General features: G+C 67.0%; 11 protein-coding genes. 6 read left to right on the top strand and 5 right to left on the bottom strand.

All coding sequences use genetic code 11. The annotated features are described in order from the left end of the window. Positions 1–32: 32 nt before the first annotated feature. The 3 genes from tssC to tssA form a co-directional block, all read right to left on the bottom strand. Positions 33–1,517 (bottom strand): type VI secretion system contractile sheath large subunit, encoded by a 1,485-nt coding sequence (tssC, locus tag AAW51_RS10890; RefSeq protein WP_417903616.1) that lies wholly within the window; start codon positions 1,515–1,517, stop codon positions 33–35. 49 nt (positions 1,518–1,566) lie between these two features. Then, complete coding sequence (gene tssB / locus AAW51_RS10885; RefSeq protein WP_047194640.1) at positions 1,567–2,079, bottom strand: type VI secretion system contractile sheath small subunit; 513 nt, start codon at positions 2,077–2,079, stop codon at positions 1,567–1,569. A gap of 132 nt (positions 2,080–2,211) precedes the next feature. Then, the gene (tssA, locus tag AAW51_RS10880) at positions 2,212–3,234 is read right to left on the bottom strand and encodes a type VI secretion system protein TssA (protein WP_047194639.1); all 1,023 of its coding nucleotides are present in this window, start codon (positions 3,232–3,234) and stop codon (positions 2,212–2,214) included. 364 nt (positions 3,235–3,598) lie between these two features. Here tssA and tssJ point away from each other — a divergent pair, with 364 nt between their 5' ends. The 5 genes from tssJ (at position 3,599) to tagF (ending at position 11,248) form a co-directional block, all read left to right on the top strand. Further along, a complete protein-coding gene (gene tssJ / locus AAW51_RS10875) occupies positions 3,599–4,078 on the top strand; it encodes a type VI secretion system lipoprotein TssJ (protein ID WP_047194638.1) in 480 nt (159 codons plus the stop codon). A gap of 66 nt (positions 4,079–4,144) precedes the next feature. Continuing rightward, positions 4,145–5,485 (top strand): type VI secretion system baseplate subunit TssK, encoded by a 1,341-nt coding sequence (gene tssK, locus AAW51_RS10870; RefSeq protein ID WP_047194637.1) that lies wholly within the window; start codon positions 4,145–4,147, stop codon positions 5,483–5,485. Positions 5,486–5,570: 85 nt separating this feature from the next. After that, entirely contained in the window at positions 5,571–6,869 is a 1,299-nt protein-coding gene (locus AAW51_RS10865) for a DotU family type VI secretion system protein (RefSeq protein ID WP_047194636.1), read from the top strand. A 24-nt stretch (positions 6,870–6,893) separates the two neighbouring features. Next, positions 6,894–10,520, top strand: coding sequence for a type VI secretion system membrane subunit TssM (tssM, locus tag AAW51_RS10860; protein ID WP_047194635.1), 3,627 nt, complete (start codon positions 6,894–6,896; stop codon positions 10,518–10,520). After that, on the top strand, positions 10,517–11,248 hold the full coding sequence (gene tagF, locus AAW51_RS28050; RefSeq protein WP_053013477.1) for a type VI secretion system-associated protein TagF: 732 nt from the start codon (positions 10,517–10,519) through the stop codon (positions 11,246–11,248). The genes tssM and tagF overlap by 4 nt, the downstream gene beginning before the upstream one ends. A gap of 43 nt (positions 11,249–11,291) precedes the next feature. Here tagF and AAW51_RS10850 read toward each other — a convergent pair whose 3' ends face one another. Continuing rightward, a complete protein-coding gene (locus AAW51_RS10850) occupies positions 11,292–11,498 on the bottom strand; it encodes a hypothetical protein (protein ID WP_047194634.1) in 207 nt (68 codons plus the stop codon). A gap of 130 nt (positions 11,499–11,628) precedes the next feature. After that, on the bottom strand, positions 11,629–12,450 hold the full coding sequence (gene kdgR / locus AAW51_RS10845; protein ID WP_238947826.1) for a DNA-binding transcriptional regulator KdgR: 822 nt from the start codon (positions 12,448–12,450) through the stop codon (positions 11,629–11,631). Between the two features lie 1,597 nt (positions 12,451–14,047). Between kdgR and imuA the strand changes: the two genes are divergently transcribed. Beyond that, a complete protein-coding gene (gene imuA / locus AAW51_RS10835) occupies positions 14,048–14,890 on the top strand; it encodes a translesion DNA synthesis-associated protein ImuA (protein ID WP_053013476.1) in 843 nt (280 codons plus the stop codon). The last annotated feature ends 14 nt before the right edge of the window (positions 14,891–14,904 follow it).

Here is a 14,904-nt window from a genome sequence, read left to right as displayed (position 1 = left end):
TGAGCCGGTCCCTCAGTAAGCCCAGGTGCGGCTTATGCCCCCTTGACTGACGGCAGCTTGGACACCAACCGCAAGGAGACGGTCAAGCCTTCGAGCTGATAGTGCGGTCGCAGGAAGAATTTAGAGGTGTAGTAGCCGGGGTTGCCTTCTACTTCCTCCACCACGACTTCAGCGGCAGCCAGCGGCTTGCGCGCCTTGGTCGATTCGGATGAGTGGGCGGGGTCGCCGTCCACGTATTGCGTGATCCAGTTCTGCAGCCACAGCTGCATGTCGTCGCGTTCCTTGAACGAGCCGATCTTGTCGCGCACGATGCACTTCAGGTAGTGCGCGAAGCGGCAGGTCGCGAACAGGTACGGCAGGCGCGCGGCCAGGTTGGCGTTGGCGGTCGCGTCCGGGTCGTCGTACTCGGCCGGCTTCTGCAGGGACTGCGCGCCGATGAAGGCGGCGAAGTCGCTGTTCTTGCGGTGCACCAGCGGCATGTAGCCGTTCTTGGCCAGCTCGGCCTCGCGCCGGTCGGAGATCGCGATCTCGGTCGGACACTTCATGTCCACACCGCCGTCGTCGGTCGGGAAGGTGTGGGCCGGCAGGCCCTCGACCGCGCCGCCCGACTCGATGCCGCGGATGCGCGAGCACCAGCCGAACTCCTTGAAGGAGCGGTTGATGTTGGTCGCCATCGCATAGGCGGCATTGGCCCAGGTGTACTTGTGGTGGTCGGCCGCGCCGGTGTCTTCCTCGAAGTCGAACTCTTCGACCGGGTTGGTGCGTGCACCGTACGGCAAACGCGACAGGAAGCGCGGCATCGCCAGGCCGATGTAGCGCGAATCGTCGGACTCGCGCAGCGAACGCCAGGCCGCGTATTCCGGCGTCGTGAAGATCTTGGTCAGGTCGCGCGGGTTGGCCAGCTCCTGCCAGGTCTCCATCTGCATCGTCGTCGGCGACGCGCCGCTGATAAAGGGCATGTGGGCGGCCGCACAGACCTTGCTCATCTCGCCCAGCAGCTCGACGTCGGGCGGGCTGTGGTCGAAGAAGTAGTCGCCCACCATACAGCCGAACGGCTCGCCGCCGAACTGGCCGTACTCTTCTTCATAGACGCGCTTGAAGATCGGGCTCTGGTCCCAGGCGGTGCCCTTGTAGCGCTTGAGCGTCTTGCCAAGGTCGACCTTGGAGATGTTCATCACGCGGATCTTCAGCTGCTCGTCGGTCTCGGTGTTGTTGACGAGGTAGTGCAGGCCGCGCCAGGCGCCTTCGAGCTTCTGGAAATCGGGGTTGTGCAGGATCAGGTTGATCTGGTCCGACAGCTTCTTGTCGATCTCGGCGATCATCGCCTCGATCGACTTGACCACGTCGTTGCCGATCAGCTTGGTCTGCGACAAAGCCTGCTGGGCCAGCGTCTGCACGGCCTGCTCGACCGCCGACTTGGCTTCGTCGGTCTTGGGCTTGAATTCTTTTTGCAGCAGCGAGGTCAGCTCGTTGCCCTCGAGGGTGACGCCCTCGAGCTGGGTTTGCTGTTGTTGCATGTCAGCCATCAGTGACTCCTGAGTGATACGAGCGAGTTCACGAGCGCCTTCAGGCCGCCCCGCCTTCCTCGGTGGGTTTCTTGTTCACGGCCAGCGACTGCAGCAATGCGGGGTCGTTCAGCACCTTGGCGATCAGCTCTTCGGCGCCGGTCTTGCCGTCCATGTAGGTGACCAGGTTGGCCAGCTGTTGGCGAGCTTCGAGCAGCTTGTTCAGCGCGTCGACCTTCTTGGCCACGGCGGCCGGCGAGAAGTCGTCGAGGCTTTCGAAGGTGATATCGACGGCGATGTTGCCTTCGCCGGTCAGTGTGTTGGGCACCTGGAAGGCGACGCGCGGCTTCATCGACTTCATGCGCGAGTCGAAGTTGTCGACGTCGACGTCGAGGAACTTGCGGTCGGCCACCGGCGCCAGCGGGTCGGCGGGTTTGCCGGACAGGTCGGACAACACCCCCATCACGAAGGGCAGCTGGACTTTCTTCTCGGCGCCGTACAACTCGACGTCATACTCGATCTGCACGCGCGGCGCACGGTTCCTGGCAATGAATTTCTGGCTGCTGGTGGCCATGGAGTTCTCCTACGGTTGAGAGGCGGAACGGCGCGTGCAGTCGCGGCGGTCCAGGTCGTCGAAATCAAACAAGCTGCGGGGCAGCCATCAAAAGGGTGGCGCGCCAGGGCGGTCGGGCTGCAAGCCGTCGCCTCATTCGCGGATGCCGGCGAGGTGTTTCACCGTGCTGGCACCGTCGGGCGTCATGTCCTCGATGATCTCGAGGAAGTTCATCGTCATCAAGCGCTGGGCACGTCGCAGCAGCAACGGCGCCGGATTGGTCGGTTCGTTGCGCTCCAGGAATTCGATCGCACGGTCGATCAGGCGGATCACGTCGTCGCGGCTGCGCAGTTCGCCCGCCGCAACGGGCTTGACCACCGCCTGGCCCGACGCCGCGGCGGCCTCGCTCGCGTCGCCGTCGGCCGGCGCAGTCGCGGCCGGCGCCGCTTCGGCCGCCACCTGGTCGACCAGCTTGCCCACCGCGTTCAGGATCACCCGCAACGGACGCAGGTCCACCGCCTGCTCGGAACCGACCCGCTCGTTGAGCCAGTTCTGCAGCGCATTGGCCTGCTGCCCTGCGGCGCGGACGGCGTCGAGGAAACCGGCGTCGGCAGCCGCCGCCTCACGCAAGGCGGAGAGGATTTCGGGCTCGGACGGCACGCTCTGGCCGGCCGGCGCCTCTTTGAGTGCGAGCGCGTACTCGATCTGCTTGACGGTGATGGCACCAGCGCGGGTGCGCACGCAGTTGGCGTCGCGCAACTCACGCAGGCCCGCTTCGGGATGGGCGAGCGGTGCCAGCGCGTTCATGCGCATGATGGGGTCGTTGCCATCGTCGGGATCGAGCTGCGGATAGAGCTGGTCCCAGTAGCGTTCGCACAGCCCCACCAGGACCTGCAGGCCTTGCCCCAGGCCGACCGGGCCGCCGGTGCGGGCCAGGCCGCGCGCCAGATAGGTGGCGACGCGCAGGTCCTTGGTGCGGGCCAGCAAGGCAGTGGCAGCGTCGACCACGCCGGTCCAGTCGGGCTCTTCCGCGGCCACCACCGTGTCGCCGAACTGTTGCTCGGCCTTGCCGCGGGCTGCCTGCTCCAGCGCCATGAAGTGGGCGTCGTACTCCAGGTCTTCCCCGCAAGGGGCGGACTCGGAGACGGGAGCCAGCAAAGCATCGACATCGATCACGGAAGAACCTCGGTAGAGCGTGCAGCACGCCAAGTTGTCAGGATTGCGGGCAGTCTAGGAGGGCCCACCTGAAGCCGCTACCCCAAGGGTTAGGGGATCGGTGTCAGCCCTTGCTCCATGCGGCCTGGCGGCGGGGCCTCGGCCCCAGCAGGAAACGCCCGTGCGGGCCCGTACACCCCCGCGCGGGGGCCCCCTAGTTCTTGGTGTTCGCGCCTGTCAAAGCTTTCTTCCGGACCTCGCGCGACCCATAATCGTGCGGCACCGGGGCAGCCGTGCGGCATCTTTCGCCGTGTCCGCTGGACACCCCTCCCCTTCTGCTGTCACCCTCCGCTGCCCTCAGGCAGTCCGAACGGAACACCACCCTATGACGTCCCCTCGCCTTCACCTGCTCTTCAAATGGCTGTTCGCGGCACTGCTCGGCCTGTTGCTGGCAGCGTGCGCGGGCGGCCCGAAGCCCACGCGGGTCGAAGTGCAGCTGGCGGGCAACGCCTTGCTCAACCCCGACAGCCGCAACCGTCCCTCGCCGGCGATGGTACGGGTGTATGAACTGAAAACGCCGGCCGCTTTCGAATCGGCCGATTTCTTTTCGTTGTTCGACAAAGACCGCGAAACGCTGGCGGCCGACCTCAACGCTCGCGACGAGTTCGTGCTGCAACCGGGCCAAACCCTCAGCTTCAAGCGCGATACCAAGCCCGACACACGTTATGTGGCGGTCATGGTCGCCTACCGCGATCTCGAGCATGCACGCTGGCGCGCGGTCGGCGCCCTGAACCTGGGCAAGTCGCAGGTGGTGCGCATCAACGCAGGTCCGCGCGCCGTCGAACTGGCCGTCGCGCGGAAGTAAGGCGAGGCCACAGCCGCCGGCTCACCTCATTCCAAAACATCACGTCCTCAGCAGGGAAGCGGATACATGTCGAGCTTTCGCCGAGTGGTGTGGACGGAGGGCATGTTCCTCCAGCCCCAGCACTTTCAACAACAAGACCGCCACATCGAACGCTGGGTCGACCAGCGCCTGGCCTCGGCCGCCGCATACCGCTGGGGCTGGGTCGAGTACGAGCTGGACGATGCCAGCCTGATGCTCGGCCGCGTGCAGCTGCTGAAGATCCGCGGTGTGCTGCCCGATGGCACGCCCATCGACGCGCCTGCACTCGACCCGCTGCCGCCCGCGTTCGACTTCCCGACCGACGTGAAGGATGCGGTGGTGGTGCTGGCCGTGCCGTCGCGCCGCCCCGGCGCCCAGGAAGCCGGGCTGGATGGCGAAGCCGACGCGGCGCTGTTGCGCTACACCGCGCGCGACGCGCAGGTCCAGGATGCGTCGGCCGACTTCGAAAACCTGGCCGACCTGCAGGTGGGCGATCTCAATGCGCGGCTGATGCTGCAACGCGACGCGACCCAGGCCTATCAGGCCGCCGGCGTGCTGCGCGTGGTCGAGCGCAAGGCCGACAACCAGCTGCTGGTCGACCGCAGCTACATCCCGCCGATGCTGGCCGTGGCCGGCCACGCCCGCCTCGCCGGCTACGCACGCGAGATCCAGGCACTGCTGTCGCAACGCGGCGAGGCGCTCGCCGGACGGCTGGGCAAACCGGGTTCGGGCGGCGTCGCCGAGATTGCCGATTTCCTGATGCTGCAAAGTGTCAACCGTTACGAGCCGGTCTTCGCCCACCTCGCCCAGCTCTACCTGGTGCACCCGGAACTGCTCTACCGCACCTGTCTGGAAGCCGCCGGCGACCTGGCGGTGTTCGGCAGCCCGACCCGGCGCCCGCGGCCGATGCCGGAGTACCTGCACGAAGACGTCGAGCGTTGCTTCGCCCCGGTGGTCGCCGAGTTGCGCGCCTTGCTGGGCACGGTCCTGGAACAGCGCGCGATCCCGATCGACCTGATCGACCGCAAATACGGCGTGCGCACCGCAACCATCGCCGACCTGGAACTGCTCAAGGGGGCCAACTTCGTGTTGGCGGTCAATGCGCAACTGCCGGGCGAGCAACTGCGCTCGCGCTTCCCGACCCAGGTCAAGCTGGGCCCGGTCGACAAGATCCGCGACCTGGTCAATCTGCAGCTGCCGGGCATCGGGCTGCGAGGCCTGGCGGTGGCGCCGCGCGAGCTGCCCTACCACGCCGGCTTTCATTATTTCGAGCTGGAGCGCCACGGCGACCTCTGGGAACAACTGAAGAAATCGGGCGCCATGGCGATGCACATCGCCGGCGAGTTCCCCGGCCTGCAACTGGAGTTCTGGGCCATCCGCGAGCGCTGAGGCGGCCGGCATCCGCCTTGTCCCCGGGTCTTCTGTCCCTCGCTGCCGCGCCGATCCCTACATGCCACCTTGAAGGCGACCTCTGATGAGCCCCTCCCACGACCCGTTCGCCGGCTTCGACAACGGCAAGACCTTCGTGATGCCCACGCCCGGCGCGCGTCCGGCAGGCCTCCCCACCGGGGGCGGCGCCGGCTTCACGCGTGAAGCGGCGCAGGACATCGCCTACCACCCGGCCGGCTTCAACCCGCTCATCGCCGCGGCCAATCCGCTCCTCAACCTGATCCCGCAGATGCGCTCGATCACCGTGCACCAGGACGTCGCCGGCTTGCGCGACAACCTGGCGCAGGGGATACGGCAGTTCGAGCACACCGCACGGGCGGCCAACATCGCCAACGAAAAGGTCATTGCCGCCCGCTACATCCTGTGCACGGTGCTGGACGAGACGGCCGCCAGCACGCCCTGGGGTGGCTCGGGGGTGTGGGGCCGCCACAGCCTGCTGGTGATGTTCCACAACGAGGCCTGGGGCGGCGAGAAAGTGTTCCAGTTGCTGACCCGGCTGGCCCAGAACCCGGCCGACAACCTCGACCTGCTGGAACTGATCTACACCTGCATCACGCTCGGCTTCGAGGGGCGGTACCGGGTGATCGAGAACGGCCGCAGCGAGCTGCAGTTGCTACGCGAGCGGCTGGCCCAGTTGATCCGCCGCCAACGCGGCGCGTTCGAGCAGGCGCTGGCCAAGAACTGGGCGCCGGCGGTGCTGCCGAAGCGCAAGTGGGCGACCGCGATGCCGCTGTGGATCTTCGGGGCGGTGACGGCCCTGGTGCTCCTCGGCGGCTACATGGGCTTCAGCTATGCGCTGAACCGGGCCTCCGACCCGTTGTTCGCGTCGATCACCGGCATCCGCGCCCGCGCGGCCGCACTGCCGGCACCGGTGCCGGCACAAAAGCCGCGGCTGGCCCAGTTTCTCGCGCCCGAAATCCAGCAGGGGCTGGTCGAGGTGCGCGACTTCGACGACCGCAGCATCGTGACGATCCGCGGCGACGGCTTGTTCGAGCCGGGCAGCGCGACGCTCGAGAGCGGTCGCGAGGCGCTGATGCTGCGCATCGCCGACGCCGTGCAGTCGGTCACCGGCCTCGCCCTCGTGACCGGGCATACCGACAACCAGCCGATCCGCTCGGCACGCTTCCCGTCGAACTGGCATCTTTCACAGGAGCGAGCCAAGTCGGTCGCCACCCTGCTGGGTCGTCGCATCACCGACGTCTCGCGTCTGCAGGCCGAAGGCCGTGCCGATTCCGAGCCGGTGGCGCCCAACGACTCGGCCAACGGGCGCGCGAAGAACCGGCGCGTCGAGATCACGGTGTTCGTCACCAAGCCGGGCGCCTGACCCCAGGTCGCGGCCAAGGAAAAGATGATGAAGAAGATATTGGGTTGGATCTTCAACCGCTGGGTGATGTTGGCGCTGGGGCTGCTGGCCCTGGCCCTGGTGATCTGGATCGTCGGGCCGCTGGTGGCCATCGGCGACTTGCGGCCGCTCGAAACCGTCTGGTCGCGCGCGCTGCTGATCGCGCTGATCGCGCTGTTCATCGTCGGCAAGCAGGTCTGGTCGGCCTGGCGCGCGCGCAAGGCGAGCGAGAAGCTGGTGCAGGGCTTCGCGCAGCAAGCCGCTGCGACGCCCGCCGCCCCGAGCGCCGGCAGCCAGGAAGTCGCCGTCATCGAGGGCCGTTTCAAGGAAGCCCTCGAAACCCTCAAGAAGGCCCAGCTGGGCAGCCGCGCCGGCGTGCGCCGCAACTTCGGCCGCGGCTACCTCTACCACCTGCCCTGGTACATCATCATCGGCGCGCCCGGTTCGGGCAAAACCACTGCGCTGATCAACTCGGGCCTCGAGTTCCCGCTCGCCGACACCTTCGGCAAGGAAGCCATCCGCGGCGTGGGCGGCACCCGCAACTGCGACTGGTGGTTCACCAACGAAGCCATCCTGCTCGACACGGCCGGTCGCTACACCACGCAAGACAGCCACCAGCAGGACGACGCCACCGCGTGGCAGGGCTTCTTGCAGTTGCTGCGCCGCAACCGCCCGCGCCGCCCGATCAACGGCGTGCTGGTGACCATCAGCGTGTCCGACATGCTTTCGCATGCGGCGCCCGAGCGCGAACGGTATGCACAAACGGTGCGCCAGCGCGTCCAGGAGCTGTACAAGCAGCTGGGCGTGCGCATTCCCATCTACCTGCTGGTCACCAAGACCGACTTGCTGCCCGGCTTCATCGAGTACTTCGACCACCTGACCAAGGAAGAGCGCGAGCAGGTGCTGGGCTTCACGCTGCCCTACCAGGACCGCGCTCCGGCGATCGAGAAGGCCGCCCTGGCGCAAACCTTCGCGACCGAGTTCGAAGCCTTGTCCAAGCGGCTGTTCGAGGGCTCGCTGGAGCGGCTCGAGGCTGAGCGCGACCCGACCCGGCGCGCCTTGATCTACAGCTTCCCGCAGCAGTTCGCCGCGGTGCGCGAGGTGCTGGGCGAGTTCCTGGGCCACGCCTTCTCGGCGTCCCAGTTCGACGAAGCGATGATTCTGCGCGGCGTCTACTTCACCAGCGGCACCCAGGAAGACTCGCCGATCGACCGCATCATGGGCGTGCTGGCGCGCAGCTTCAAGGTTGAGCGGCGCGCCTTGCCGGCGCAGAAATCGACCGGTCGCAGCTACTTCCTGACGCGCACGCTCAAAGGCGTGATCTTCCAGGAGTCGGAGCTGGCCGGCACGAACATGGTGTGGGAACGTCGCCGCGCCTGGCTGCAGCGGGCCGCCTATGCCGTGACGGCGCTGTTCGCGGTGGGGGCGTTGGCGGCCTGGAGCATCAGCTACGTCAACAACAAGAACTACCTGTCCGCGGTCGAGGAGCGCATTCCGCCGGCCACCAAGACCGTGCAGGCCATCGACCCGAGCACGGGGGCGGACGTGGTGCAGTTGCTGCCGGCCCTGAACGAGCTGCGCACGCTGGCCATCGTCGAGCCGGTCACGGCCGAGCTGCATGCGCCGGCCTCGTACCGCTTCGGCCTGTTCCAGGGCGACAAGGTCGATGCCGGCGCCCGTGCCGCCTATCAGCGCCTGCTCACCGACGCAATGCTGCCCAAGGTGGCGCGGCGGGTCGAAGACCTGCTGCGCTCGGCGCAGAGCCGCAACCCGGAGCTGATGTACGAGGCGCTGAAGGCGTATCTGATGCTCTACGACACCGAGCACTACTCCGCCGCGGCGCTGAAGGACCTGGTGCTGGCCGATTGGGAAGCCAATCTGCCGCGCGAGGTGAACAACGAGCAGCGTGCGCTGCTCGAACAGCACCTCAACGTGCTGCTCGACCGCGGCATGGTGATGTCGCCGGTGCCGCAGGACAAGGCGCTGATCGAACAATCGCGCCAGGCGCTGCAGCGCATGTCGTTGGCGCAACGTGTCTACAGCCGCCTCAAGCGGGTCGGTGTCGACCCCAAGCTGCGCGAGTTCAAGCTGACCGAGGCGGCAGGGCCGGCCGCCGGGCTGGTGTTCACCCGCGCCAGCGGTGCGCCGCTGACCAAGGGCATCCCGGCGCTGTACACCTACGAGGGCTACCACCAGGGGTTCCTGAAGCAGGCCGACAGCGTGGCGCGCCAGCTGTTCGATGAAGAGGGCTGGGTGCTGGGCCTCAACGAGCAGCAGCGCAGCTTCAACCCGAAAGACTCGCAGAGTCAGGGACAGCTGCTGAACGAAGTGCGCCGCCTCTATCTGGAAGACTACGCCCGCATCTGGGAGGCCTTCCTCAACGACATCAAGCTGGCCAGCCACGGCACGCTGCAGCAGACCATCCAGGTGACGCGCACGCTGGCCGCCCCCGACTCGCCGCTGCCGCCCTTGCTGCGCGCCGTCGTCAAGGAGGTGACGCTGGGCGAGAAGATCGAAGGCAACACCGTCGAGCGCGCCTCCAGCAGCGTGCGCGAACGGGTGTCCGACACGCGAGAAAGCCTGGCGCGCTTGCTGTCGAGCGACCAGCCGCAGCCCGGCACGTCCGCGCAGCCTCAAAGGCTCGAAGACATCGTCGACCTGCGCTTCGAGTCCCTGCGCCGCTATGTGCTGAGCCCGGCGCAGGGCCAGCCGGCGCCGATCGACACGTCCTTGCAGCTGCTCAACGAGTTGTACACGCTGATGCTGGCCACCGAGACGGCGGTGCGCGGCGGCGCCGCACCCCCGCAGAGCGACGTGCCGAACAAGGTGCGCGCCGAAGCGGGCCAGCTGCCCGAGCCGATGCGCGGCTTGATGAACCAGATGGTCACCAGCGGCGTCACGCAGGCCCTCGGGGCCACGCGGGAGAACATCAGCAACAACCTGAAGGCCAGCGTTTCCGACTTCTGCCGCCAGGCCATCGACGGCCGCTACCCGTTCGCGCGGGGCAGCGGGCGTGACGTGACGCAGGATGATTTTTCGCGGCTGTTCTCGCCCGGCGGGTTGATGGACGACTTCTTCCAGCGCAACCTGATGCAGTTCGTCGACACCACCACCCGGCCCTGGTCGTTCCGTGAGATCGGCGGCGGCCAGATGGGGTCGTCAAAGGACTCCAGCGCCCTGCTGCAGTTCCAGCGTGCCCAGGCCATCCGCGACACCTTCTTCCGCTCCGGCGGCAAGGCGCCCGGCCTGCGGCTCGACTTCAAGCCGCTCGAAATGGACGCGTCGATCACGCAGTTCATCCTCGACGTCGACGGGCAGATCGTGAAGTACGGGCACGGCCCGTCAGTGCCGATGAGCGTGCAATGGCCGGGCAGCGGCGGGCGCGGGCAGGTGCGCATTCAGCTGTCGCCACCCTCGCCGTCGGGCACTTCGGGAGCCGTCTTCGAAGGGCCGTGGGCCTTGTTCCGGATGTTCGACAAGGTGCAGATCGACGGCGCGGGCCAGCCCGAGCGCTTCCGCGCGACGTTCAACATCGACGGCCGGCGAGCGGTGTTCGAGGTGACCACCAGCAGCGTGCTCAACCCGTTCCGCATGAACGAACTGGCGAACTTCGCCTGCCCGGGCAAGCTATGAGCGGCCTGGAAGACTGGTTGTCGCCCCCCGCCGGCGGCCCCGGTGGCGGCGCGGGCCCCGCCTGGTTCGGCAAGCTCCCGGCGCTGGGCGACTTCGCGCACCGCCGCGGCAGCGATCAGTTCAACGCGATGCTCGACGCGTGGCTGCAGCGTGCCCTGCCCGCCAGCCGGGCCCGGCTGCAGGACGGCTGGGCCCAGGCCTATGCCAGCGCGCCGTTGTGGAGCTTCGCGTTTTTTCCCGGCGTGTGCGGCGAAGAAGCCTATGCCGGCGTGTTGATGTCGAGCGTCGACCGGGTGGGACGCTACTTCCCGCTGACGGTCTACACCGAGGTGCCCTACACCCGCGCGCTGCTGCGAGAACTGCAGCGCCCTGGCGATGGCTGGTACCACTACGTGCACCAGGCCCTGCCGCAGGTGCTGAACACCCAGTTCACGCACGAGCAGTTCGAGGCCTTGCTGGCCGGCGCGCCGCCACCTCCGGGCGACGCGGACGCCCTCGACCTCGGGGTGCAGGTCGATTGGAGCGCGGTCTTCCAGCAGGCGCTGCCACTCGTGCTGCCGAGCGTGGGCAGCGCGGTGGACACGCTCGGGCTCGACCTGATGGCGCACTACCTGCGCGGCGCCACCTTGTGGTGGGCACCGATGCCGGGTGGCGTGACGGTGATGCGCGCCTTCAAGGGCCTGCCGGCACCGGAGTCGTACACCGAGATGTTGAACGTGGTCGTCTGAGCCGCCGCGGCCCGGACGCCGGCGGCCGTGTGCCGCGCGCGGCTCAGCCGTCGGTGGAGCGCTCGGTCTTGGCGCTCTGGAACTCACGCTCGCCTTCGGGCGTGAGCCTCAGGCCGCCCCCGTGGCGCTCGAGCAGCCCTCGTTTCACATAGTCCTCCACCGTCTCGGGCGGAATCAGGTCGGCACGGCCTTGGTCGAGGTAGTCCACGGCCTGGCTGTAGGCAATACGGTCGGCGGCACTGTCGAACATGGGGTCCCCGCAGGATCAGAGGCTTGACGGTACCGCGGTGTCGCCGGCCACCCGCGCCGACCGGCCTAAAAACATCGCTTTCGTGAGGGGCACCCGCGCCGGCGCCCCGGTGGCCGCCAGCGCCGCAAGGTCAGCGCCGCAGGGCCGGCGGATAGCCCGCACACCCGAGGCCTGCGGAAATCGCCTGCCCGGCCTCGTGCAGCAACTGAACCATCTCGGCCTTGCGCTCTTCGTGATAGCGGAAGGTCGGAAAGGAGATGCTCAGCCCCGCCACCGCCTTGCCGTGTCGATCGAACACGGGCACGCCGAGGCAGCGGATGTGGTCGTCGAACTCTTCCCGGTCTTCGCCATAGCCCTGGACGCGGGTGCGATCGAGTTCGACGTCGAATGCTTCGCGCGAGGTGATGGTGTTGTCGCGATATTTCTTGAACTGCACGTTGGCGAGCAGCGCCTCGCGACGGCCCGGATCTTCCCAGGCCATCAACACCTTGCCGATCGCCGTACAGTGCAGCGGCGCACGGCGGCCGATGCGCGAGTACATGCCGAGCATGTGACGCGAGTCGACCTTGTGCACGTAGATGATTTCGCTTTCGATCAGCATTCCCAGATGGATCGTCTCCGCGGTCAACGCGGACAGCCGCTCCATCTCGGGTTTCGCCAGCTCGACGAGGTCGGGGTAGCGCGGTGCCCGCGTGCCCAACTCGAATAACTTCATCGTCAGGCTGTAACGCTCGCTGTCGGCGGCCTGGCGCACATAGCCCAGGCTCTTCATGGTCTGGAGAAAGCGGTAGATCGTGGCCTTGGGCATTGCCATCCGAACCGACAGCTCTGATATCCCGACCTCTTCTTGTTCCGTCAGGGCCTGCAGGATGGCAAACACCTTCAATACCGCTGCAACCGATTCGGGCTGCTTGTGATCCAGAGATTCAGCTTCCATCTGCTTTGCCAGCATCTTGTCTTGCCCTCTGAGTTGTGTCGCGCGGCGCCCGGCGCAAAAACTCATTGTAGAAGCCGTTCCGCCGTCTACGCTTTGCCCTGTGCTCGGTGCAGGAACATTGCGCCACGTTTCGATGGGCGCAGAGGTGGCTCGCCACGAGCAAGACCACCGCGACGCAGCAGCATGACGCTGCCGCGTCGGCCCGATGCGCGCGGCTGCGACACGGCTGCGCGCCGCGCCACGCCTTGCAGTGCGCGGTGAAGCAGTCGACCCGTTAGCGAGACCAGGCGATGTCGGCGTGACTCGCGCAAGCGAACGCGTGCGCCGTCGTGCTGGCTGCACCTCACTTGAGGGGTACTCTGCTGCGTCAACTGTCGTTCACGAGCTCTGCGCCTGGTTCTATGCAGTACCACTGCAACGACTCGCACCGATGACGCGTGATCTTTGCGTGCAGTGCGATGCAGGAGATGGGGCGTGCGCCGTCCGAATACTTCAAAGGTGAAACGAGCGGCGGCGTCATGCTCCGCATGCGGTGGTCGGCAGCACTGTGTGCGTGTCGTCGGCGTCACGTTGGCGACACCTGAGCGGCCGCGGACAACCAGCATCAACCTCGAGCGCATCAACGCGATGCGCCAACATCTACGCGAGGTCAGCGTGTTTGCGCATGGGTGTGCGGAGGACCGGGTTGGGCGCTGCGCGCGACGACGTGCTGTCTCTGCGTGCCGAATGCACAGACGGCTCGGCGCTGCTGAGTCGGGCCTTGAGGGACAAGGCGGGCCACGAGCGATACGGGTTGACCTTGCCACCCGGTGCGAGGGTGGCCGGCCTGAAGCAGGCAGCTGCACGCGGAACAAGGGGCCGCTCAGGACAGACGGGCCGTGGACGGGCTTATCTGCCCACCGCCATATGGGAGTCGCAGGGTGAAAGCCCGAATCGGTGCCGCAACGATGATTCATGCGGCGACCTGGCGCGGATCATGTTGGCCGAGGATGCGCGGTACAAGCCAAGTACAAGTACGCGGGCCGCGGCGGCGTCGCGGTCCTCAGCAGCCGGCAGCCCCGTCGACGCCCTCGACGCCAGCTTGCTGCTGACGCCACACTGGACCCTCATCTGCTGCCCCGGGGCGGTGGCCAGGCGCCCGGCAAGGGGCGCCCAACGGACCACTCACGACGCACAAACAAAAAGGCCCTCGCAAGGAGGGCCTTCGTTTTCATGTTCGGGTGGGGTGGCTGATGGGACTCGAACCCACGACGACCAGAATCACAATCTAAGGCGCAAAGCTAGGATTGGCGCGGGTTTCCAGCCGGTTTGTGGGAACAAATGCTGAAAAATCAGGCACGCATTTGCTGGCTTGCAAGCGGGTCCTTCCCGCGTCCGGATAGCCTCTCGAACGCGATTCCGGCGCAGTTGGAGCACGGGGCCGGCGGCCGCACCAGGCTTCTGAACATGTGCACCAACCCGCACCTCGAGCACTTCCAGACGCGCGAAGTCATACCGCCCCACCCCACTTCGTCGGGGTCGCCAAGCAAGTCACGGATCTCCTCTTCGTCCACCTGTCAATTCTTGCAGCCTCAAGCCTCCCGCGGTACTGTACGGATTTACAGTATTCGACATGGACCCGACCCGACTGACAGAGCCGACCGACGGCGCCGAGCAGGGCTCCGATGTCGTGCTGAAATCGCTCCGCCCGGAACTGGAGAAGGTGCTGTGGCGAGGCTCCGAACTGGGCCGGACTGAGCACCGCACCGTGTCCACGGGCTTTGCCCCGCTCGACCAAGAACTGCCCGGCGGCGGGTGGCCCTGTGGAGCAGTGACCGAAATCCTGCAACCTCATCCCGCCCTGGCCGAGTGGCGGCTGCTTGCCCCAGCGCTGCGCGCCCTCTCTCTTGCCAAACGGCCCCTATGGCTTGTTGGCGCGCCGATGATTCCGTTTTGCCCCGGGCTGCGCGATGCAGGGATCGACGAGAACCAGCTGATCCGCGTCGACGCTCAAGCGCCGGCCCAACGCCTCTGGGCGACCGAACAGGCGGTGAAGGCAACCGGCCTAGGAGCCGTCCTCGCTTGGCTGCCGCAGGTCCGCTCGGAGCAGATTCGCCGACTACAGAGCTGCGCCGCTGCCGCCGACATGCCGGTTTTCCTCATGCGCGCCGTCACAGCGCACCAGGACTCCTCGGCCGCGCCTCTGCGGGTCGAAGTCCGCTTGGAAGACGCGTGGACGCTGCAGGTTCGCATCCTGAAGCGGCGCGGCCCATCGCATGACGGGGCGTTGTCGCTGCCGTCGATTCCGCAACGTCTGGCCCCCATCGTGGCGCATCGCTTTCATCGTCCGACGAAGGTGTCCGAGTGGAAACCGACGCTTCGGGTTGGCGCGGCGCCGGCCAGCATCAGCGCGCCAGGCCTCGGGGCCGAGGGCGTGAACGCCGACCATGCGAGATGCGAGCAACACGTCGGGTGACAGGACCCCGGACA

Source organism: Caldimonas brevitalea (genome assembly GCF_001017435.1).
Classification (GTDB): domain Bacteria; phylum Pseudomonadota; class Gammaproteobacteria; order Burkholderiales; family Burkholderiaceae_C; genus Caldimonas; species Caldimonas brevitalea.
Note: the sequence above shows the minus strand (reverse complement) of the source record. Positions and strands in the feature narration are given on the sequence as shown.